Below are 20,698 nucleotides of genomic sequence, written 5' to 3'. Positions count from 1 at the left end.
CCACTATACCATGAAAAAGCTATTTCTTATATTCATGATCATCCCTGTTATTGGATGCCAAACAAATCAAAAACCTGATAAGGAGACCGTCTTAAAAATGATCAATGATGATCTGAACTATCCACGTACTATTGATTATGAAATCTTTTGTAGCGATCCTGCTCATGCTAATAAGTTGCTGGATTTAAAACTTGATGAGAAAAGAATGGTTACTATTCAGAAAACACAAAAATTAAAAGATATCGGTTCACCACTAATCTCTTTTACCGAAGCAGCCCAGCGGTACCTGATCAAACCTACAGAAAAGGAAAGGAAGCTGGACATTCAAAAAGTAAAGATTGCAGAAGAAACCATAAGTGATATCAAACTCGGAAATAGTTCTGAATCCAATGGAAAAACAACTATCCCGGTGACTTATACCGTAACCTGTACCAATATCACTCCATTTTCGGCCTTGATGAAACGTGATTTTTCCAAACCAATAAACCGCTCCGCTGCACTTCTTTTCACAGATGGTAAATGGAAATTGATAAAGCCATAAAATCATCCCTCCATATCATAGTTACAAAAGAGAACTTTTTAAGAATGTTCTCTTTTTTTTTGAATAATCTCTTCCCGAAAGACATCTATTTCGCTAAGGTTCCAATGGTTACAAAAAGGTTCCAACAAAAAGTTGGACTTGTAGCAGCTTGCATTCGTGCGTTTCTTTGTTATCGAAATTAATAGAAAAACCCCGTCACAAGATTGATGGGCTTAATAGTAACGATAAAAAACAGCTTATGTTTACCCAGATTTCATGGACAGACTACCTGTTGGCGGTCGCCATACTACTAGCTATTTATTATTTGTTTGTTGGGGTACGGTATTTTTCTAGTGACCTTAAAGCCCTGTTAGCAGGCAAACGAAAGCTTACCTTAAAGCCATCTGGTTTTCCGCAAAATGAACCTTTGCAAAATGAAGTTTCAAAAGATACTTCGGTAACTACCGATGAGGAGACCGATGACGAATTCGCAGAAGTAGAACACCTGATCGAAAAGATCCAAACGGTCATTACCGATGCGCTTGGTAAACAACTTGTCAAGGAAGAATTTAGGCAGTACCTACGCCTTGTCCTCAAAGAATTTCCCTCCGTAAAAACATCAGGGCTTCGCCCTTCAGTAAATGAACTGATTGTATCGGAATGCGAAAAACAAGGGATTGTGGCCTTCAATGAGGAAGAAGTGGATGCATTGTGGAGTGAAGAACGGCAATAATCCCGGCGGAACGTCTTTTCCTGCCCAACCCCGAGCCGAAGGGCAAAAGTGATTGAAAAAGATGGGTAAGTGACAGCGAAAGCGTTCCGCTTTTTTTAAAAAATTTAAGTGTAACCTAAATATGATGAATGATGAAAATGTGCAGCAAGAAAACAACAAAGTTTAACCGTAAAAAGGTGATCACCATTTGTGCCGTTATGGCATTACTGGCCATTCAATACAGTGCTTATGCTCAGGATGGTATTGAGGGAATTAACGAAGCAAATACCAAAGTACGCAGCTACTTTGCCGCAGGTACCAACCTGATGTATGCCGTGGGAGCGATCCTCGGCTTAATCGGGGCGGTCAAAGTGTATCAAAAATGGAACAATGGCGATCAGGATACCGGCAAAGTGGCTGCCGCCTGGTTTGGCAGTTGTATTTTCCTGGTGGTTGTGGCTACCGTGATCCAATCGTTCTTCGGTATCTAAAATTCCTGAAGTATGCAGACGCTATTAAAAGAAAAGTTGTGGGCGTTTATCGTCCACAACAATCCTGAATTGATGTTCAATTTGCAGGAAGACTATTCGGTAACCACGTATCTGGATTCAAAAGTAAAGGATATTATGCCTTTGGCGGAACAATTACTTTCCGAAAACCGACCTGGTTATGTTGTGGAGGAATTATGCCTGGAGCAGATGACTGAAGAACTCAAACCTTCCCGTTACCACTACCTCCTTTCCATACTTGAGGAAGAATTTACTGCCGACTACGAGCGGTTACGGGAAAGCGGAACGCTCACCTATGAAGTCGTCAACCTGATTGCTTACTGCAAGGACATTTTTGACGGTTACGGCTTTAATACAGAAAATGAAGACGACAGGCAATTGAGATATACTGTTATTGGTCAGATACACGAGTATCTCAATTAACTACTGAGAAGGAAAAAGCCGGTCATCAAGTAAAGATGACAGCTTTTCAGCCATAGAGGAATTATGCGAATGAAAATGTGTGGATATGGCTTACAATATTTCAGAAAAACTACAAGACAATATCAGGGCGATCCGGATCGCCCTGAGCTATCAAGACGGAAAGGAACTAAATTCTGATGAAGTCTCGAACCTGAAAAAATTCTCAGGTTTTGGAGGGATCAAGACTATCCTATACCCTTATGGTACACAGGAAGAATGGTCAGCTAATGGGGCTACCAAAGAAGACCTGAAACACCATGCAGGTATTATGGAGCTTCATGAGCTGCTGAAAGAGAATTATGGTGAAACTCAATATCGGGAAATCATTTCTTCTTTGCGTAATAGTGTGCTGACCGCCTTTTATACCCCGCAGGTAGTTCCCGAAACTTTATATACTGTCCTTGCAACTCAAAACCTGCAACCCAAACGATTGTACGAACCTTCAGCAGGTTCCGGCATTTTTATTAGTGAAGCTGTAAGGGCTTTTCCTGAATTAGAACAGATTACCGCTGTAGAGAAAGATACCCTTTCCGGACTGGTACTTTCCGCAATCAACAGTACACTGCCTGTTCCGGCAGAAACTCATATCACCGGTTTTGAAGAAGCTCCTGTTGCGGACAATTCCAGTTATGATCTTATCGTCAGCAATATTCCGTTCGGCAATTTTTCGGTATATGATGAGGCGTATCCCGATAAAGCATTATCCGGAAAAATACACAATTACTTTTTTGCCAAAGGACTTGACAAACTGGCTGATGGCGGTCTCATGGCTTATATTACCACCGATGCTTTCCTAAATAGCCCATCCAATCAAAAAGCAAGGGAATACTTATTTGGCAAAGCGGATTTTATAAGCCTGTCCGTTATGCCCGATAACCTGATGAAGGATACGGGCAATACCGAAGCTCCCAACCACCTATTGATTGTACAAAAGAATGAAAGAAAAGAGACCCTATCCGAAGAAGAAGCCTTACTGATGACTACCATACCATTAGAGAATGAATATGGAACCTATCATAGCAATAGTTATATCCAACAGCATCGGGACATTATTACGGGTAATACCCTCCAACCGGGTAAAAATCAATACGGACAGGCACATGAAACCGTATGGCAGCAAGGCGACCTTAATGCCATTCGTGAAAAACTCGGACAGACGATTACCGAAGGTTTTAATACCCGTTTAAATCGCGAGCGTTATTTCCAAAGTCAATCCCTGCCAATAGAAAAACAGGGATTTGGTGGCGGGAAACTGACCTATCTTCCGATGCCCGAAAACAAATCGGAAACCGTTTCAGTACAGTTAGGGCTTTTTGATACGGCACCGGCAGAACAGATCAACCGTGCCATAGCCTATATCAACCCTTTGGATGCAACCGTCGTTCGAAAAGAAAGTGCACGGCTTATCAGTACCATTCGCACTACTGATAAGCCTACGCACGAGAGTATTGTACTCTTGGCAGCCAAACAACAAAAATCCAATCGCTACCTATATAAACTATATTCCAACGTCAAGGAGATTGATTATTTCTCCGCCAACTGGATGGATGCCCGCTTATTGGGACATGAACTGCAAAACCTGTCCGGGGAATTGCAAGGGTTTGGCCATGCGTTTACTTACGAAGGTGATCAAACCTTAGAAGGAATATTTCAATTAAACGGGCAGGCAGCACGTCCCTTTACCAATATACACCCCTTTCATAAAGAAGGTACACTGATCGTTTATCAGGGACAGGTGGGTACGCTTTCCGAAATTGATAATGATTTTAAAAATGCGGTGTTCCAACCCTTGGGTATGCAAACCGATAAGCGTTTCTATGAACACTATATAACCCTTCGGGATGAGTACCTAAAAATCTCCGAAAAAGAAACTACAAGAACTCCGGTTCCCCAAACCGAACGGGATGAGTTGAACCAAAGTTACGACCGGTTCATTTCCCAATATGGGCAGTTAAACAGCCAAGGTAACCGTAGACGCATATTGGAAGATACCGCTTTCGGTTTGACCATGTTATCCTCCCTGGAACGCAGGGAAGGTGAACATTTTGTCAAGTCCGATATGCTGACCGCTACTGCTCAGGCATCCACAAAACGTTTTGTCACCGATGACCCGATTGAAGCCCTGGCACACAGCCTGGACGATACCGGAAAGGTGGATATTGGGTTTATTGGTGCAGCCATGGGATTGGAAGAACCGGAAACGATTGCCCGTTTGGGCGAACATATTTACTTGAACCCGGTAAGCAAAGATTGGGAAACCGCAGATCAGTTCCTGAGCGGTAACGTAGTGGAAAAATTACGACAGGCAAAACAACAAGTAGGTGCTGAAAATGATATCCCACAAGCACAGAGAAGCTTAAACGCTTTGGAAAAAGTTCAACCCGAACGTATCTCTTTCGAACTATTGGATTTTAACCTGGGCGAACGCTGGATTCCCGTGAGCTATTACGAACGTTTTGCTGCGGAACTCTTCGAGCAACAAACGGATATCAATTATTTTCCCTCACTGGATGCCTTTAAGGTAACCACCGGGATGAATACCAAAGTAGCCCGGGAATTTGCGGTTACCCCGAAAAGTGGACGGACTACCTACGGCTATACCTTGCTCGAACATGCTTTGGAAAATACAACCCCGTTCTTTACCTATGAGGTATCCGTTGGGGATGGAAAAAGCATACGGGTTCCCGATAATGAAGCCATTCAACTGGCACACCAAAAGATCGACCAGATACGCAACGGTTTTATAGACTGGCTCAAGGAACTGCCGGATACCGATAAAAAGCATATCGAAAACCTGTATAATGACACTTTCAATTGTTATGTACTTCGGGAATTTGACGGTAGTCACCTGAACTTTCCCGGACTGGACAAAAAGGCTTTGGGCATTGAAGACTTGTACAGCAGTCAGAAAAATGCTGCCTGGCGCATTATCCAAAACAGGGGTGCACTTATCGATCACGAAGTGGGATTGGGAAAAACCCTCACCATGATTGTTTCCGCTCAGGAAATGAAACGTCTCGGTATTGTCCAAAAACCGATGATCCTTGCCCTGAAAGCTAATATCAATCAAATTGCGGAAACCTATCGTAAAGCCTATCCCCATGCCCGGATATTGTCCCCGGGGCAAAACGATTTCACCCCGGCTAAAAGGCTGCGCTTATTCCATGAAATCAAAAACAACAACTGGGATTGTATTATTCTTACCCATGACCAGTTCGGTAAAATACCACAGTCCCCGGAAATGCAGCAACAGATCTTCCAGACGGAACTGGATCATATCGAGCGTGACCTGAATACGGTCAGGGAGTTGGGCGGGGCGATTTCCAAAAAGATGCTCAAAGGGCTGGAAATCCGAAAAAACAATCTGGAAGGAAAATTAAAAACGGTACTCAAAGACATTGAAGAAAAGAAGGATACCGGCATCAACTTTAAGGAAATGGGTGTTGACCATTTGTTTGTGGACGAATCCCATAAATTCAAAAACCTGACCTTCACCACCCGCCATAACCGGGTGGCCGGATTGGGAAATATGGCGGGGAGCCAAAAGGCGCTTAACATGCTTTTTGCCGTGCGCACCTTGCAGGAGCGTTTCAATTCCGATCTCTGTGTGACCTTCTTATCGGGTACACCGATTTCCAACAGCCTGACGGAAATGTACCTGCTTTTTAAATACCTGCGCCCTAAAGAAATGGAACGCCAGCGTATTGAAAATTTTGACGGATGGGCAGCGGTATTTGCCCGTAAAACCACCGACTTTGAGTTTAGTGTCACCAATGAGATCATTGCCAAAGAACGCTTCCGTCATTTTATCAAAGTCCCTGAATTGGCTTTGTTCTATAACGAAATTACCGATTACAAAACCGCCAAACACATCAACCTGGATAAACCGGAACTCAGGGAAACCCTGGTCAATATTCCGCCTACACCCCAGCAATCGGTCTTTATTAAAAACCTGATGCAATTTGCCAAGACCGGGAATGGAGAACTGATCGGGCGTGGCAGGCTAACCCCGGAAGAAGATAAAGGGCGAATGCTTATAGCAACCAATTACGCCAAGAAAATGGCAGCGGATATGCGGTTGGTAGATGATTGGAAATACGGAGACCATCCGGATAACAAGGTGAATACCGCCGCAAGAAAGATCGCTGAAATTTATCACCACACCCAGCCTCATAAAGGGACGCAGATTGTCTTTTCGGATATCGGAACTCCCAAACCGGATCGGTTTAATATTTATGATACCCTGAAGGAAAAACTGGTGAGGGATTTTAATATCCCAGCCCGGGAAGTCACTTTTATTCACGACTGGACGGATCGCAAGAAACCGGAGCTGTTCCGTAAGATGAACCGGGGTGAAATCCGCATCCTACTTGGAAGTACGGAAAAAGCAGGAACCGGTTTAAATGTACAGGAGCGTGTGGTGGCGATGCACCATTTGGATATTCCCTGGAAGCCTTCGGAACTGGAACAGCGCAATGGCCGTGGGGCGAGACAGGGTAACCGTATTGCCAAAGAACATTACGGCAATCAGGTACAGAATTATGTCTATGCCGTGGAGCAATCACTGGATAATTATAAATTCAACCTGCTTAAAAACAAACAGACCTTCATTTCCCAAATGAAGAACAGCGAACTCAATGTCCGTACCATTGATGAAGGGGCTGTGGATGAAAAAAGCGGTATGAACTTCTCCGAATATATTGCCATCCTTTCCGGGGATACCTCCCTTTTGGAAAAAAGCAAACTGGAAAAGAAAGTGGCGGTGATGGAAAGCCTGAAACATTCCCACTTTAGGGAACTCACCCGTCATAAATACCAGTTGGAAAAACTGCAAAACAATCATGCTTCTACTGAAAAAACACTCGGAAAGATCTCCGCCGATGCAGCCGTGTATAAAGACCGTCTCCAGATGACCAAAGAAGGTACCAAAGCCAACCCCATTCAATTGGACGGAACAGCGAGTCGGGACAGTGAAGCTATAGGCAAACACATTATCCAGTTGTATCAAAACTGGAAGCCACAAGCCGGGCAGCACGAAGAAAAAATTGGCAACCTGTACGGTTTTCAGTTATACATCCGCAGGCAACAGGAAGCCTACGAAGAAAACGGATTGTTCGAATACCGGTATTCCAATAGCTTCTATGCACAAAGGGAAAGTGAGGGGATCAAATATACCTACAATAACGGTTTGCCCAATATGGATAATCCGAAGTTGGCAGCACGGCATTTTTTAAATGCCATTGATCGGGTGGAGCATCTTAAAGAGCGGTATAAGCGGAACCTTTCCGATCTGAAAACAGAACTTCCCAAGATTGAAAAACTCACTACCAAACCTTTTACCAAGGAGAACGAACTACGGGAGCTGAAAACAGAGCTCGCTAACCTGGAACGGCAGATTGCTATTAAAATTCAGGAAAACCAGTTAAAGCAACACCAACCCAATGAACCGGATCAAGAACAAACCCCGGTTATCAAACTCGGGGAACATCAAACAAACGGGCATGCCGTCAAAGAATCTGTGGTAGCTGCTTCGGCATCGGAGCGTCCCCATAGCAGGATGCGATTGTAACATTAAAAAAAGAAACGTATGGCAAATAGTGTATATCAGGTCAATAAAGGAATTAACCGCAGTATTGAATTTAAGGGATTAAAAGCCCAATATATCTGGTATTTGGGTGGCGGTGTGGTAGGATTGCTCATCGTATTTGCCATCATGTATATCATCGGCCTACCCACACTGGTATGTATCGGTGTTATTCTCGGCTCAGGAACCCTGCTGGTGATGAAGATCTACCGAATGAGCCATCAATACGGGGAACACGGACTTATGAAAACCCTGGCACGAAAACAGGTTCCCAAAGCAATCCGATCCAATAGCCGCAGGGCTTTTTTAAAAAGATAAAAAACAAAATGAAGATGGAAAAAATGTTGGATGATCTATTACCGATTATGGATGTGGAACACGATTGCATCCTGAGCAAACAAGGCGATGTCACCGTCGTGTTTAAAGCAGACCTGCCAGAGATCTTTACCCTTTCCGATCAGGAATATGAAGCTTTTCATCAGGCCTGGGTAAAAGCCATTAAGGTATTGCCCAAATTCAGTGTACTGCATAAACAGGATTGGTTTCTGCAAACCGGGCATCAGCCTGATTTTACCAAAGCGGATACCTTTTTAAGCCGGGCAAGTGAGCGCTTTTTTAATGAACGCCCCTTTCTGGATCATAGCTGTTATATCCTGCTGACCAAAAAACCAGATAACCGCAAAACGGCAACTTCTGCCTATTCCAGCCTGTTGCGCAGAAGCATCGTACCGGAAGAAACGCTGAAGCCCTCCTTGTTACAGGATTTTCTGGACAGTACCGGCCAGTTTCAACGTATCATCGAAGACAGCGGCTTTGTAAAACTGACCCGGTTACGGAAAAAGGAACTGTGGAGCGGTAAACGCACCATGGGTATCATTGAAAAGTACTGCTACCTGTCCGAGCGTGCTGATAGCTACCTTATGGGAGACATCAATTTCCAAGAAGGTTTACAGGTGGGCTCCAAACATTGCCAACTTTATACCTTGGGGGATGCTGCCGACCTGCCGGCACTTTGTGGCAGTCGTATCAATTACGATAAGTACAGTACGGACAAAACCAAATTCAGTATCGGTTTTGCCTCTACGCTGGGACAACTGTTATCCTGTAACCATATTTACAATCAGTACCTCTTTATCGAGGATGCTCAGAAAACTATTGCAAAACTGGAATCCAAAAGGCTAAGGTTGCAATCCCTCTCCGCTTACAGCCGTGAAAATATGATTGCCCGTGATGCGACCAATGATTTTTTAAATGAAGCTATCAGTCAGCAACGCCTTCCGGTAAAAGCCCATTTTAATGTACTGGTATGGACGGAAGATAAGGAAGAACTCAAAGACCTGAAAAACAAAGTATCCTCTGCACTGGCGCAAATGGATGCGGTAGCCAAACAGGAAACCATCGGAGCTCCCCAAATTTTCTGGGCGGGTATTCCGGGCAATGCTGCTGACTTTCCCATGAATGATACCTTCGACACCTTTGCCGAACAGGCGACCTGTTTTCTGAATCTGGAAACGGGTTACCGTACTTCCTTAAGTCCTGTAGGTATCCGTTTGGGAGATCGGATGACGGGCAAACCCGTGCATGTGGACATTAGTGATGAGCCCATGAAAATGGGGATTTGTACCAACCGTAACAAGTTTATATTGGGTCCCTCCGGGAGCGGAAAATCCTTTTTTACAAATCACATGGTACGCAGCTATTACGAGCAGGGAACCCATGTTGTACTGGTGGATGTGGGACATAGCTATAAAGGCTTGTGTGATATGGTCAACGGCTACTATTTCACCTACAGTGAAGAAAACCCAATCCGTTTCAACCCCTTCTTTATTGGGGAGGGTGACCACCTGGACACGGAAAAGAAAGAAAGTATCAAAACACTGCTGCTCGCCCTTTGGAAAAAGGATGATGAAGCCTTTAAACGCAGTGAGTATGTGGCACTTTCCAATGCCATTACCGGATACTACCGGCATCTTGAAAAAAATCCATCGGTCTTTCCTTGTTTCAATAGTTTTTATGAATTCCTGCGAGATGAGTATATATCGGTACTTCAACAAGATCGGGTAAAAGACCGGGATTTTGATATGGATAATTTCCTGTATGTACTCCGCCCGTATTACCAGGGCGGGGAATTCGATTACCTGCTCAATGCTACGGAAAACCTGAACCTTTTACAGGAGCGCTTTATCGTTTTTGAACTGGACAATATTAAAGATCATCCCATCCTCTTCCCGGTAGTGACTATCATTATCATGGAAGTCTTTATCAACAAGATGCGTAAAATGAAAGGCATCCGAAAGATGATCTTAATTGAAGAAGCCTGGAAAGCCCTGATGAAAGAAGGTTTTGCGGAATACATCAAATACCTCTTTAAAACGGTACGGAAATTCTTTGGCGAGGCTATCGTGGTGACCCAGGAAGTAGAGGATATTATTTCTTCTCCCGTGGTCAAGCAGGCAATCATCAATAACAGCGATTGCAAAATACTGCTCGATCAGAGCAAGTACCAAAACAAATTCGACCAGATACAGGAACTCTTAGGGTTAACGGAAAAAGAAAAAGCCCTCGTGTTGTCGGTCAATAAAGCCAACGACCCCACCCGAAAATACAAAGAGGTATTTATCAGTCTGGGTGGAATGCTCAGTAAAGTGTACCGCACTGAAGTCAGCGTGGAAGAATACCTGGCGTACACCACCGAACAGACTGAAAAGGTGAAACTGATGGAATATGCGGCAAAATTTGGCGGGGATATCCGCAAGGGCATTGCCGCAATGGCGGAAGATCTAAAACTTAAAAAATGATGAACCATGAAAAAATATGCAAGAATGTTACTGCTTGCCCTTTGTATCTCCTTTACGGTACTACCTGTAAAACAGGCGAATGCTATGCAAATACCGATCGTAGAAATCATCAAAGCAGGTATCAAAAAAGTAATCAAAGCGGTGGATTTAAAAATTCAGCGCTTACAGAACAAGACCATCTGGTTACAGAACGCCCAGAAGACCTTGGAAAACACGCTTTCCAAACTCAAACTAGATGAAATTTCCGAGTGGACGGAAAAACAAAAAGAGCAATATCGGGAGTATTACGAAGAGCTGGCTAAGGTAAAGGCGATTATTTCTTATTACCAGCGTATCCGGGATATCACCCAAAAACAGGTCCGGCTGGTCAATGAATACCAGCATGCCTGGCAGCTTATTCAGCAGGATGACCACTTTACCTTGGATGAGATTGAATATATGTCAGAGGTGTACTCAGGAATCCTGGAAGAAAGCCTGAACAACATCGACCAGATTACCCTGATCGTCCAATCCTTTACTACCACGATGAGCGATGCCAAACGACTGGAAATCATCAACAATGCAGCCGATCAGGTTGATGCCAATTATGATGACCTGATGCGCTTTAATCAGCAAAATGTATTGCTGAGCCTTTCCCGGGCAAAGACCTCCATTGAAGTGCAAACCGTGAAAAAGTTATATGGACTTCCTCAATAACACGAACTATGAGAAAGATAATTTTAATAGGATTCATGCTGTTTATGGCAGCAGGAACCGTCCACGCACAGACTTTTTCGGAGTGGTTCCGCCAGAAAAAGACACAGAAGAAATACCTGCTTCAGCAGATTGCCGCTTTACAGGTATATATCGGATATGCTCAAAAAGGCTATCGTATTGCCAAAGAAGGTTTGACCACCATCGGAGGGTTTACCAAAGGGGAATTTGACCTGCACAGTGATTTCATAAATTCCTTAAGTACAGTCAACCCTGAAATCAGACACTATGCAAAAGTAGCAGACATCATCGCCCTTCAAATACGCATCATTCAGGATTACGGGCAAACCTATGGACAACTTCACAATAGCGATGCTTTTACCGAAGCAGAACTCAACTATATCGGGCGGGTTTTTACCCGGCTCTTGGAGGATTGTGAACAGGCACTGGATGAACTTATTGCAATAACCACGGATGCCGAATTGCAAATGGAAGATAATGAGCGTATGAAGCGTATCGACAAGCTTTACTTGCGGATGCAGGACAATTACACCTTCTCCCAAAGTTTCGGCAATGAAGCCAAGATCATGGCAGCCGTTCGGATCAGGGAATACCATGAAGTACAATACAGCAAAACACTCAGGAACCTTCAAAACGAAAACCCATGAAAAAGACCAAAATACTTATAGGACTTGTGATCTGCGGGCTCTTCTGCTCTTTCAGGGCATCAGCGCAATCCGCAGAGATACAACAGCTCTTGCTCAATGTAGAAAAACTGACCCAGTTCAAACAGATATTGAGCGATATGAAAAAAGGCTACCAGATATTGGAAGGGGGTTACAATACCATCAAGGATATATCGGAAGGGAACTTTAGCCTGCACAAAGCTTTTTTGGACGGGCTGATGGAAGTAAGCCCCACCGTTCGCAATTACAAACGTGTGGGCGATATTGTGAATTATCAGATAATACTGGTCAGGGAATACCGGAATGCGTATGACCGATTTCAAAGTGACAGGAATTTCAATCCGCAGGAACTGGCGTATCTCGGACGGGTGTATGATAACCTCTTTGATGAAAGCCTGCGAAATCTCGATGAATTACTGGTCATCATTACGGCAGGTAAAGCCCGTATGAGTGATGATGAACGTTTACAGGCCATTGACCGAATCTATGCCGATATGCAGGACAAACTAATGTTCCTCAGACACTTTAATAATAATACGACCATTCTTGCGGTGCAAAGGGCAAAAGAAAGAAATGATGCCCGCACCATTCGCAATATATATGGTATAAACAACTAAAAATCAAAAATTATGGCAACATATAGAAAAACCGCCTGGCTGGCGGTTATAGGATTGCTATTGCCTTTTATGGGTAGTGCACAGGGAATTGCCGGTGAGATGAACGGCTTGCATAGCGTATTGGAAGGGCTCTATGATGAAATGATGCCACTGTGCAGTCAGCTTATCGGCGTGGGACAGGCACTGGCGGGATTTGCCGCCATGTGGTATATCGCTTCCAGGGTCTGGGGACATTTGTCAAGAGCGGAACCTATCGACTTTTACCCGCTTTTTCGCCCATTTGTCATCGGGTTTTGTGTGCTGATATTCCCTTCCGTTCTGGGATTGATCAACGGGATCATGAAACCCACGGTGACCGCTACCGCTTCGATGGTGGAAGGCTCCGACAGGGCAATTGCGGTGCTTTTGGAAAAGAAGGAAGAAGCTATCAAAAAAACGGATGTATGGCAGATGTATGTAGGAGAAAGCGGTGACGGTGACCGGGACAGGTGGTATAAATACACCCATGATAATGCCAGTCCTTCCGATGAAGGCTTTTTTGAAGGGATTGGCAACGACATCAAGTTTGCCATGTCCAAAGCCTCTTACAATTTCCGCAATTCGGTCAAGGAATGGATGAGTGAAGTACTGCGGGTACTCTTTGAAGCCGCAGCCTTATGTATCGATACGCTACGCACCTTTCAATTGGTGGTACTTGCCATATTGGGGCCGCTGGTATTTGGGATTGCCGTCTTTGACGGGTTCCAGCATACCCTGACGGTTTGGATTGCCCGCTATATCAATATTTTTCTCTGGCTTCCGGTAGCCAATATTTTCGGGAGCATTATCGGAAAAATCCAGGAGAAAATGCTGGAAATGGACATTGCCCAGGTACAGGATTACGGGGATACTTTTTTCAGCCGGACGGATATGGCGTTTCTGGTCTTTATGATTATTGGCATTGTGGGATACTTTACCGTGCCTTCGGTAGCCAATTACATTGTCCATGCAGGAGGTGGTGGTGCTTTGGGACAGAAAGTCACCAGTATCTTCAGCAGTTCCTCCAGAGCGGTTATGGGAGCAGCTACAGGCGGAGCCAGCATGGCAGCGGATGCAATGGGTAATGCTGCAAGTCGTATTTCCCAGAGTATGGCCAGCAATGGTACAACCAATCCTTATTTCAAGGATGGCAATTCGGATGGCGGTGGCTCCGGCTATATGAATGACAAACTCAAAGGTAATTCTTAACCCCAAAAAGGAGAAATCATGTTTAAAAAAATGAAAAATATAGATACGGCTTTTCGGCATATCCGGGGATTTACCATGCTTATTATTATAGGCTCGGTGCTACTATCCTGCTTTGCCCTGTATAAGAGTTTCAGTCTGGTATCGGAGATGCAGGACAGGATTTACATTCTTGCCAATGGCAAGGCACTCGAAGCCTATTCCGCCGGACGTAAGGACAATATCCCGGTGGAAGCACGGGATCATGTGAAAACCTTCCACCAATTGTTCTTTACCCTTGACCCTGATGATAAAGCGATAGCAACAAACATTACCAAAGCTTTATACCTGGCTGATGGCAGTGCCAAACGGATCTATGATGACCTGAAGGAGAACGGATATTATGCCGGGCTTATTTCCGGAAATGTTAACCAGACCATCCATGTGGATAGCGTGGCGGTGGACATCAATGAATACCCCTATAGATTTCGGTGCTATGCTACCCAGTGCATAATCCGTCCGACCAGTATCACTACCCGAAGCCTGATTACCGAAGGGGCGTTGCGTAATGTATCCCGAAGTGATAATAATCCGCATGGTTTTCTGATAGAACGCTGGGCAACCATCGCCAACAAGGATTTGAAAACGACCGCCAGACGGTATTAAGCCCATAATGGACATTTATTCAAAATTAATACAAACAAAGTCAATTGAGTGGCTTATAAAACTTTGTACAAATGAAACGAAATACAAAACAGAAAAAGGAGGCTCCTAAAAACGGACTGTTAATCCTGGGATTACTTGCCTTATACAAATGGCTGCAAAAAGCATGGGCAAAATGGATGTCGAATAAGACAAAGCGTATTTCCAAGCGGGCAATAACCATAGCACTGGTCGTTTTTATAAGCCTCACCAGTGGATACTGTATCTACCTTGGGGTACACGCCATCACGGGAAAAAGTAAGGGCAATGCCTTTACAGTAACCTCGATCAAACGTCCCCGGCATCTTACGGAATCCGGAGCTATAGCATCACCGCTCCCTCCGGTATCCAAACAGGATTACAGGCGCATCCAAAAGTTCCGGTTGTATATGGATAGCCTTGCCCGAAGTCCATCGGGCAGAAATATCTATGACAGTATTATAGCAACCCGTCCGGGACTGATGGATTCGGTTCGCTATATCGAAAAAGAATATCAAAACTTTAAAAATCAATAATCATGGAAAAACAGGTAATAACACCAAAAATGAAAAGACAACGCAAGTTCCTATTGGTATTGCCGCTGCTCGTACTTCCTTTCACCACTCTGATATTTTGGGTATTGGGAGGCGGACAGGTACAGGAACTACAGGCACAGGAAACTCCACAGAACGGGTTTAACCTTCACCTGCCGGAAGCAAAACTGACCGATGATAAGCAAATGGATAAGATGAGCTATTACAACCGGGCAGAACAGGATTCGGCAAAATTCAGGGAACTCCGTAAAAATGATCCGAACTATAAAAACAGTGTGATTTCAGATATGGATGATGTATTACCCCAACAGGAAGTAAAACCCGGTCAACTATCTTCCGGTGGACTGAAAACTTCCCTCTACGGAAGCGGTCAGGGCAACGATCCGAATACGGATAAAATTTATAAAAAGCTGGAAGCTTTAAACAGGGAATTGAACAAACCAGTGGAACGAACCCAGCTTCCTGAAGATTCCCCGAAACAGGAAACAAAAACCAATTATGGAAATACCTCGGTGAGTTCCAGTGATGTGGACAGGCTGGAAGAAATGATGCACACCATGACCCAGCCGGAAGCACCTGACCCGGAACTGGAACAACTCAACAGCATGCTGGAAAAGATTCTGGATGTACAGCATCCGGAGCGGGTTCAGGAGAAATTAAAACAACTATCGGAGGCTCGCAGGGAACAATTGTATGAAGTATCCACCGAACAGGAAGACGATAGGGTTTCCCTGATGCATACCGGACACTTTGTTGTTCCTACAGCAAACGGATTTTATTCCCTGGACGATGACCAAATTGCTGAACAACCGGAAAATGCCATTCAGGCGGTTATTCACGAATCACAGATCGTAGTGAACGGGTCTACCGTAAAGCTTCGCCTGATCAATGATGTATTCATTAACGGGGTGCATATTCCCAAAGACAACTTTGTATTTGGAATCGCTTCCCTTAGCGGGGAAAGGCTGCATATCAAGATCAACAGCATTAGAAATGGTAATTCCCTTTTCCCGGTAGAACTCTCCGTGTACGATATGGATGGACTGGACGGGATTTACATTCCCGGAGCCATAACACGGGATGTCGCCAAACAATCGGCTGACCGCTCCATGCAAAACATCGGATTGACCTCTCTTGACCCTTCCTGGCAGGCACAGGCCGCAGGTGCCGGTATAGAAACGGCTAAATCACTGTTCAGTAAAAAAGTAAAACTGATAAAAGTAAGCCTGAAAGCAGGCTATCAGGTATTGCTCCGTGATGAGAAACAAAAATAAATCAATAAATAATAACCATTTAAAATTCCATAAAGATGAAAAAGATAAATGCACATATAGTGATGGGATTTTTCCTGTTCCTTTTCGGATTGAATGTAAACGCTCAAAGCATCACTAAGCTTGAGCCCAAATCCATCGCTCCCTATCCTTTGGAGATTACCTATTTTAAAACGACCAATATTATATTTCCAAGTGCTATTGTAGGTGTGGACAGGGGCAGTAAAGATGTATTGGCACAAAAAGCCAAAGGGGCTGCCAATATTCTACAGCTCAAAGCGGCAAGGGACAGTTTCCCGGAGACCAACCTGACGGTAATTACCGCAGACGGCAAATTAAATTCCTTTGTGATTGACTATACGACCGAGCCGTCCGTGTTGAATATTTCCATGAAGGAAATGGATAACAAAAACAGTATTTTCCTTTCACCCGGATCGGTTAATGAAGCTGAAGTCACTACCTATGCTACACATGCCCTGTATTCCAAATACAAGGGGCGTAAGGTAAAGCACCGTAAATATGGTATCCGTTTCGGATTGAACGGGATATTCATTCGGGACAACCTGATGTACCTGCGGTTAACCATTACCAACACATCCAATATCAGTTATGATATTGACCAATTACGTTTTTTTATCCGGGACCAGAAAAAGGCTAAACGTACAGCTTCACAGGAAATTGAAATTACCCCGGTACACATCCAAAACAAGGTGACAAAAATTGACGGCCAGTCTTCACAGACCTTGGTGATTGTGGTTCCCAAGTTTACCATTCCCGATAAGAAATACTTCGCCATTCAATTGTTTGAAGCAAACGGGGGAAGGCATATTAAGCTTAGTGTAAAAAACAGGACGATTATTAAAGCAGCAGTACTTCCCACATTACAATCAACAGGAAGTACACCTATCAATAACTTTTAAATCAATTATCATGAATCAGAAGAATTTAGAATACCTGAAAGACCAGATTAAATATACTGGCTTTGGAGAAGGACTCGAAGAAGTCCTAAAGCAAAAAATAGCAAAGGGACAGCCTGAATTCAAGATCCCGCACCAAGCGCAGTTTGGTAACGACAAGGTAGATTCCACACTTCATTTTAGTAAGTCCCAAAAAACGGATATGTATTTCTTTAACTCCTATAAGGTAGGTATCCAAAAGGAAAACAATACTGATGAGGCGATGAAACAGACCTTCTATATCAACAAAGGCAATAACATTACCCTGAAAGAAGCCTATAACCTGATGGAAGGAAGATCGGTCAATAAAGATCTGACCAACAAAGAGGGGCAACTCTACAATACCTGGTTACAGATGGATTTTAAACAGAGTGATCACAATGGAAATTTTAAAATAAAGCAGTACCATCAAAACTATGGATACGATCTTCAAGCAACACTCGCTAAACATCCCATTAAAGAACTGGAGAACCAAACTTATAAATCCAACCTGGTCGATTCCCTGAAAAAAGGAAACCTGCAATCGGCAACTTTTCAAAAGGAAGGTTCGGAGCAGAAACATTACATCGAGGCGAATCCACGGTTTAAGACCATCAATATCTATGACAGTAATATGCAACGGATGGATAACCGCCAGTCCAAGACGGAAAAACAATCGGAAGCACAAAGCAGTTCTGCTAAACAGGAGCATAAAGGTCAGGAGCAGCCGATTGCCGACGAGGCTCCGGATATACCGAAGGCTAAAAAGAAAAGAAAGAGACCCACCATAACCTAAACGATATGGAACAGCTAAAGCCTTTATCTGATTTTTTTACGGCTATTGAGCAGGATGGCCGTATCAGCATTACACATATAGGGATTTATGCTGCCCTGTTGGAGTACCGGGCGCAGATGGACAATAGCAATCCAATAGTGGCATTTAGTTATGACATTATGAAGATTGCAAAAATATCGTCTGCCATGACCTATCATAAATGTGTAAAGGATCTCAATGCCTACGGGTATATACGGTATGAACCCTCATTTAATAAAAACAGGGGGAGTAAAATTTACTTTCCCGAAAGCGATGGGTAGAGAATGAATTAATTTTTCGGTACAAGGCCCTTCGGGGCTTTTGCTGTTTTAAAGCGGAGGTGCAAGATGGAAAATGAAGTAAAAAGAATTCCGCCGGAAAAGGCAATAGCACTATTAAAAGAAGATGGTATAGAAGTAACAGCGGAACAGGTGAAAGTAATCCTGGATTTTATGTATGAGATCGCGGATATTGTAGTAGATCAGTATCTGGCAAAACCTGCCTGAATTTCGTATATTTATAAACGAAATCAGGCTGTTAGATGGTACAACCTTAAGACACTCAAAAGATGAAAATTGCAGATTTATACATACGGGTAAGCACGGATGAACAGGCCGACAAGGGATACTCACAACGGGATCAGGAAGAGCGTTTGCGCAAGTATTGTGAGATCAACCATATTCAGGTACGAAAAGTGATTTATGAGGATCATTCTGCAAAAACCTTTAAACGTCCTTCCTGGACAAAACTGTTGGGCATTCTTCGTAAATCCAGAGGGCAGTCCGATTTGATCTTGTTTACCAAATGGGACAGGTTCAGCCGAAATGCGGGAGATGCTTATCAGATGATCGGTACGTTGAGAAGATTGGGGGTAGAACCGCAGGCAGTAGAGCAACCACTCGACTTATCCATTCCTGAAAATAAAATGATGCTCGCCTTTTATCTGGCTGCTCCTGAAGTGGAAAATGACAGAAGAGCTCTAAATACCTTTCACGGGATGCGAAGGGCTAAAAAAGAAGGACGCTGGATGGGCCTTGCTCCAATCGGTTATAAAAACAAAATTGATGAGAGTGGTAGAAAATATATTGCACCAAGGGAAGTCCAGAGTGACATAATGAAATGGGTATTCAAAGAATTGGCAAAAAACATTTTTAGCACCGAGCAAATATGGAAAAAAGCTAGAGAAAAAGGGCTTAAATGCAGTAAAAATAATTTCTGGACGGCTATTCGTAATCCAATGTATTGTGGGAAAATTTTCATCCCTAAGTATAAAGATGAAGAAAGCCAGCTGGTCATAGGACAGCACGAACCCTTGATATCCGAAGCTTTGTTCTATGATGTACAGGATGTGCTCGACGGTCGTAAAAAAGTAATGCGTACCAAAATAAAAGTAGATGACCGCTATCCCTTACGCGGTTTTGTCATTTGTCCAGACTGCGGGCGTATGTTAACTAGTAGTAAATCCAAAGGGCGTTCCAAATATTACTATTACTACCATTGTTCCGGTGGCTGTAAATTCAGACAAAAAGCGGAGTATATGAACGATAGGATGGTTTCTGAAATCGAGAAATATGTGTATTCCATCCCTAGGCTCAACCTATTTAAAGAGGTCATTACTTCCGTATATAAATCAAAAACCAGAGACAGGATCGGAAATAAACAACAACTCAAAATCCGTTTACAGGATGAAAATAATAAACTGAGTAAAGCCAGGGAACTGCTTTTATGTGGTGATATTGAAGCGGATGATTACCGAATTATGAAAGCGGATGCCGATAAAAAAATAAACAGGCTGGAAGCCAAACTCACAAGTTCGATTACAGACACGCAAAACGTGGAACCCCTGTGGAATAAGGCTATCAGCAATCTATCCAAGCTTAATATTCTCTATCAATCTGGGAATACTATACAGAAAAGAAAGATCATTGGTTCGGTCTTTCCTGAAAATCTGACTTTTGACGGATTTGAATATCGAACCACCCGAGTTAATGAAGCAATCAAGTATATCACACTGATAAACAAAGACTTAAAAGGAAATAAAAAAGGGACAAATTCATCATTTTTGAATTTGTCCCATCAAGTGACCCCGGAGGGATTCAAACCCCCAACCCTCAGAGCCGAAATCTGATGCGCTATTCAGTTGCGCCACGGGGCCGTTTTCCGACTTCGTCGGAAAAAATATTTTAGTTGCTAAGCTTTTGCTTTACAATTACAGAAATGGTCTTCCCATCTGCTTTACCAGCAAGTTCCTGAGAGGCAACTCCCATTACCTTACCCATATCTTTCATTCCGTCAGCACCAGTTTTAGCAATAATTTCTTCAACTTTTGCTGCAACTTCAGCTTCACTTAATTGCTCTGGTAAAAACTGAGAAATAACTTCAGCTTGTTGCTCTTCTGGCTCAGCTAAATCTTCTCTATTTTGCTCTCTATACACCTGCGCGCTGTCTTTACGCTGCTTTACTAACTTCTGAACAATTTTTAATTCCTGCTCTTCAGTTAGTTCTTGCTGACTGTTTTCTGTTTTTGCTAAAAGAATAGCTCCTTTCACTGCTCTTAAAGCTTCTAAAGCTGCTGAATCTTTTGCTTTCATAGCAGCTTTCATCTGAGTCATTACGTCTTTTTCTAAGCTCATCGTAATAAATTTGAAGTGCGAAGATA

20 protein-coding genes and 1 tRNA gene are annotated in these 20,698 nt (G+C 43.4%); 19 read left to right on the top strand and 2 right to left on the bottom strand.

Annotated elements, in window-relative coordinates; genetic code table 11:
• Positions 1–10: 10 nt before the first annotated feature.
• The 19 genes from INR75_RS08475 to INR75_RS08385 all read left to right on the top strand — a co-directional run bounded on the left by INR75_RS08475 (position 11) and on the right by INR75_RS08385 (position 20,167).
• Positions 11–541: a hypothetical protein gene (locus INR75_RS08475; protein WP_223091542.1), complete on the top strand. Its 531-nt coding sequence runs from the start codon at positions 11–13 to the stop codon at positions 539–541.
• Positions 542–779: 238 nt separating this feature from the next.
• Positions 780–1,253 (top strand): hypothetical protein, encoded by a 474-nt coding sequence (locus INR75_RS08470; protein WP_223091541.1) that lies wholly within the window; start codon positions 780–782, stop codon positions 1,251–1,253.
• 128 nt (positions 1,254–1,381) lie between these two features.
• Complete coding sequence (locus INR75_RS08465) at positions 1,382–1,723, top strand: DUF4134 domain-containing protein (RefSeq protein WP_223091540.1); 342 nt, start codon at positions 1,382–1,384, stop codon at positions 1,721–1,723.
• Between the two features lie 12 nt (positions 1,724–1,735).
• Entirely contained in the window at positions 1,736–2,164 is a 429-nt protein-coding gene (locus tag INR75_RS08460; RefSeq protein ID WP_223091539.1) for a hypothetical protein, read from the top strand.
• A gap of 85 nt (positions 2,165–2,249) precedes the next feature.
• Positions 2,250–7,772, top strand: coding sequence for a helicase-related protein (locus INR75_RS08455; protein WP_255584679.1), 5,523 nt, complete (start codon positions 2,250–2,252; stop codon positions 7,770–7,772).
• 18 nt (positions 7,773–7,790) lie between these two features.
• On the top strand, positions 7,791–8,105 hold the full coding sequence (locus tag INR75_RS08450; protein ID WP_223091537.1) for a DUF4133 domain-containing protein: 315 nt from the start codon (positions 7,791–7,793) through the stop codon (positions 8,103–8,105).
• Between the two features lie 14 nt (positions 8,106–8,119).
• Positions 8,120–10,585 carry a TraG family conjugative transposon ATPase gene (locus tag INR75_RS08445; protein ID WP_223091884.1) on the top strand — a complete coding sequence of 822 codons (2,466 nt, stop codon included), beginning with the start codon at positions 8,120–8,122 and terminating at the stop codon, positions 10,583–10,585.
• Between the two features lie 6 nt (positions 10,586–10,591).
• Entirely contained in the window at positions 10,592–11,281 is a 690-nt protein-coding gene (locus INR75_RS08440) for a conjugal transfer protein TraI (RefSeq protein ID WP_223091536.1), read from the top strand.
• Between the two features lie 8 nt (positions 11,282–11,289).
• Positions 11,290–11,946 (top strand): hypothetical protein, encoded by a 657-nt coding sequence (locus INR75_RS08435; protein WP_255584678.1) that lies wholly within the window; start codon positions 11,290–11,292, stop codon positions 11,944–11,946.
• Positions 11,943–12,581: a TerB family tellurite resistance protein gene (locus INR75_RS08430; protein ID WP_223091535.1), complete on the top strand. Its 639-nt coding sequence runs from the start codon at positions 11,943–11,945 to the stop codon at positions 12,579–12,581. The genes INR75_RS08435 and INR75_RS08430 overlap by 4 nt, the downstream gene beginning before the upstream one ends.
• A gap of 12 nt (positions 12,582–12,593) precedes the next feature.
• Positions 12,594–13,808, top strand: a complete 1,215-nt coding sequence (gene traJ / locus INR75_RS08425) for a conjugative transposon protein TraJ (protein ID WP_223091534.1) — start codon at positions 12,594–12,596, stop codon at positions 13,806–13,808.
• A 30-nt stretch (positions 13,809–13,838) separates the two neighbouring features.
• Positions 13,839–14,450 carry a conjugative transposon protein TraK gene (gene traK / locus INR75_RS08420; RefSeq protein WP_255584677.1) on the top strand — a complete coding sequence of 204 codons (612 nt, stop codon included), beginning with the start codon at positions 13,839–13,841 and terminating at the stop codon, positions 14,448–14,450.
• A 71-nt stretch (positions 14,451–14,521) separates the two neighbouring features.
• Positions 14,522–15,001 carry a hypothetical protein gene (locus INR75_RS08415; RefSeq protein WP_223091532.1) on the top strand — a complete coding sequence of 160 codons (480 nt, stop codon included), beginning with the start codon at positions 14,522–14,524 and terminating at the stop codon, positions 14,999–15,001.
• A 2-nt stretch (positions 15,002–15,003) separates the two neighbouring features.
• Positions 15,004–16,293 carry a conjugative transposon protein TraM gene (gene traM / locus INR75_RS08410; protein WP_223091531.1) on the top strand — a complete coding sequence of 430 codons (1,290 nt, stop codon included), beginning with the start codon at positions 15,004–15,006 and terminating at the stop codon, positions 16,291–16,293.
• A 35-nt stretch (positions 16,294–16,328) separates the two neighbouring features.
• Positions 16,329–17,210, top strand: a complete 882-nt coding sequence (gene traN, locus INR75_RS08405) for a conjugative transposon protein TraN (protein WP_223091530.1) — start codon at positions 16,329–16,331, stop codon at positions 17,208–17,210.
• A 10-nt stretch (positions 17,211–17,220) separates the two neighbouring features.
• A complete protein-coding gene (locus tag INR75_RS08400) occupies positions 17,221–18,021 on the top strand; it encodes a hypothetical protein (protein WP_223091529.1) in 801 nt (266 codons plus the stop codon).
• Positions 18,022–18,026: 5 nt separating this feature from the next.
• A complete protein-coding gene (locus INR75_RS08395; protein ID WP_223091528.1) occupies positions 18,027–18,320 on the top strand; it encodes a hypothetical protein in 294 nt (97 codons plus the stop codon).
• A 66-nt stretch (positions 18,321–18,386) separates the two neighbouring features.
• On the top strand, positions 18,387–18,545 hold the full coding sequence (locus tag INR75_RS08390; RefSeq protein ID WP_013072897.1) for a hypothetical protein: 159 nt from the start codon (positions 18,387–18,389) through the stop codon (positions 18,543–18,545).
• Between the two features lie 62 nt (positions 18,546–18,607).
• Positions 18,608–20,167, top strand: a complete 1,560-nt coding sequence (locus INR75_RS08385) for a recombinase family protein (protein ID WP_223091882.1) — start codon at positions 18,608–18,610, stop codon at positions 20,165–20,167.
• Here INR75_RS08385 and INR75_RS08380 read toward each other — a convergent pair.
• Both INR75_RS08380 and INR75_RS08375 read right to left on the bottom strand, forming a co-directional pair.
• Positions 20,121–20,194: transfer RNA gene (locus tag INR75_RS08380), tRNA-Arg, on the bottom strand. The genes INR75_RS08385 and INR75_RS08380 overlap by 47 nt on opposite strands.
• A gap of 28 nt (positions 20,195–20,222) precedes the next feature.
• On the bottom strand, positions 20,223–20,672 hold the full coding sequence (locus INR75_RS08375) for a GatB/YqeY domain-containing protein (RefSeq protein ID WP_223091527.1): 450 nt from the start codon (positions 20,670–20,672) through the stop codon (positions 20,223–20,225).
• Between the last annotated feature and the right edge of the window lie 26 nt (positions 20,673–20,698).

It is taken from the genome of Zunongwangia sp. SCSIO 43204 (assembly GCF_019904275.1).
Taxonomy (GTDB): Bacteria; Bacteroidota; Bacteroidia; order Flavobacteriales; family Flavobacteriaceae; genus Zunongwangia; species Zunongwangia mangrovi.
This window is presented reverse-complemented; position numbering and strand designations above follow the sequence as displayed.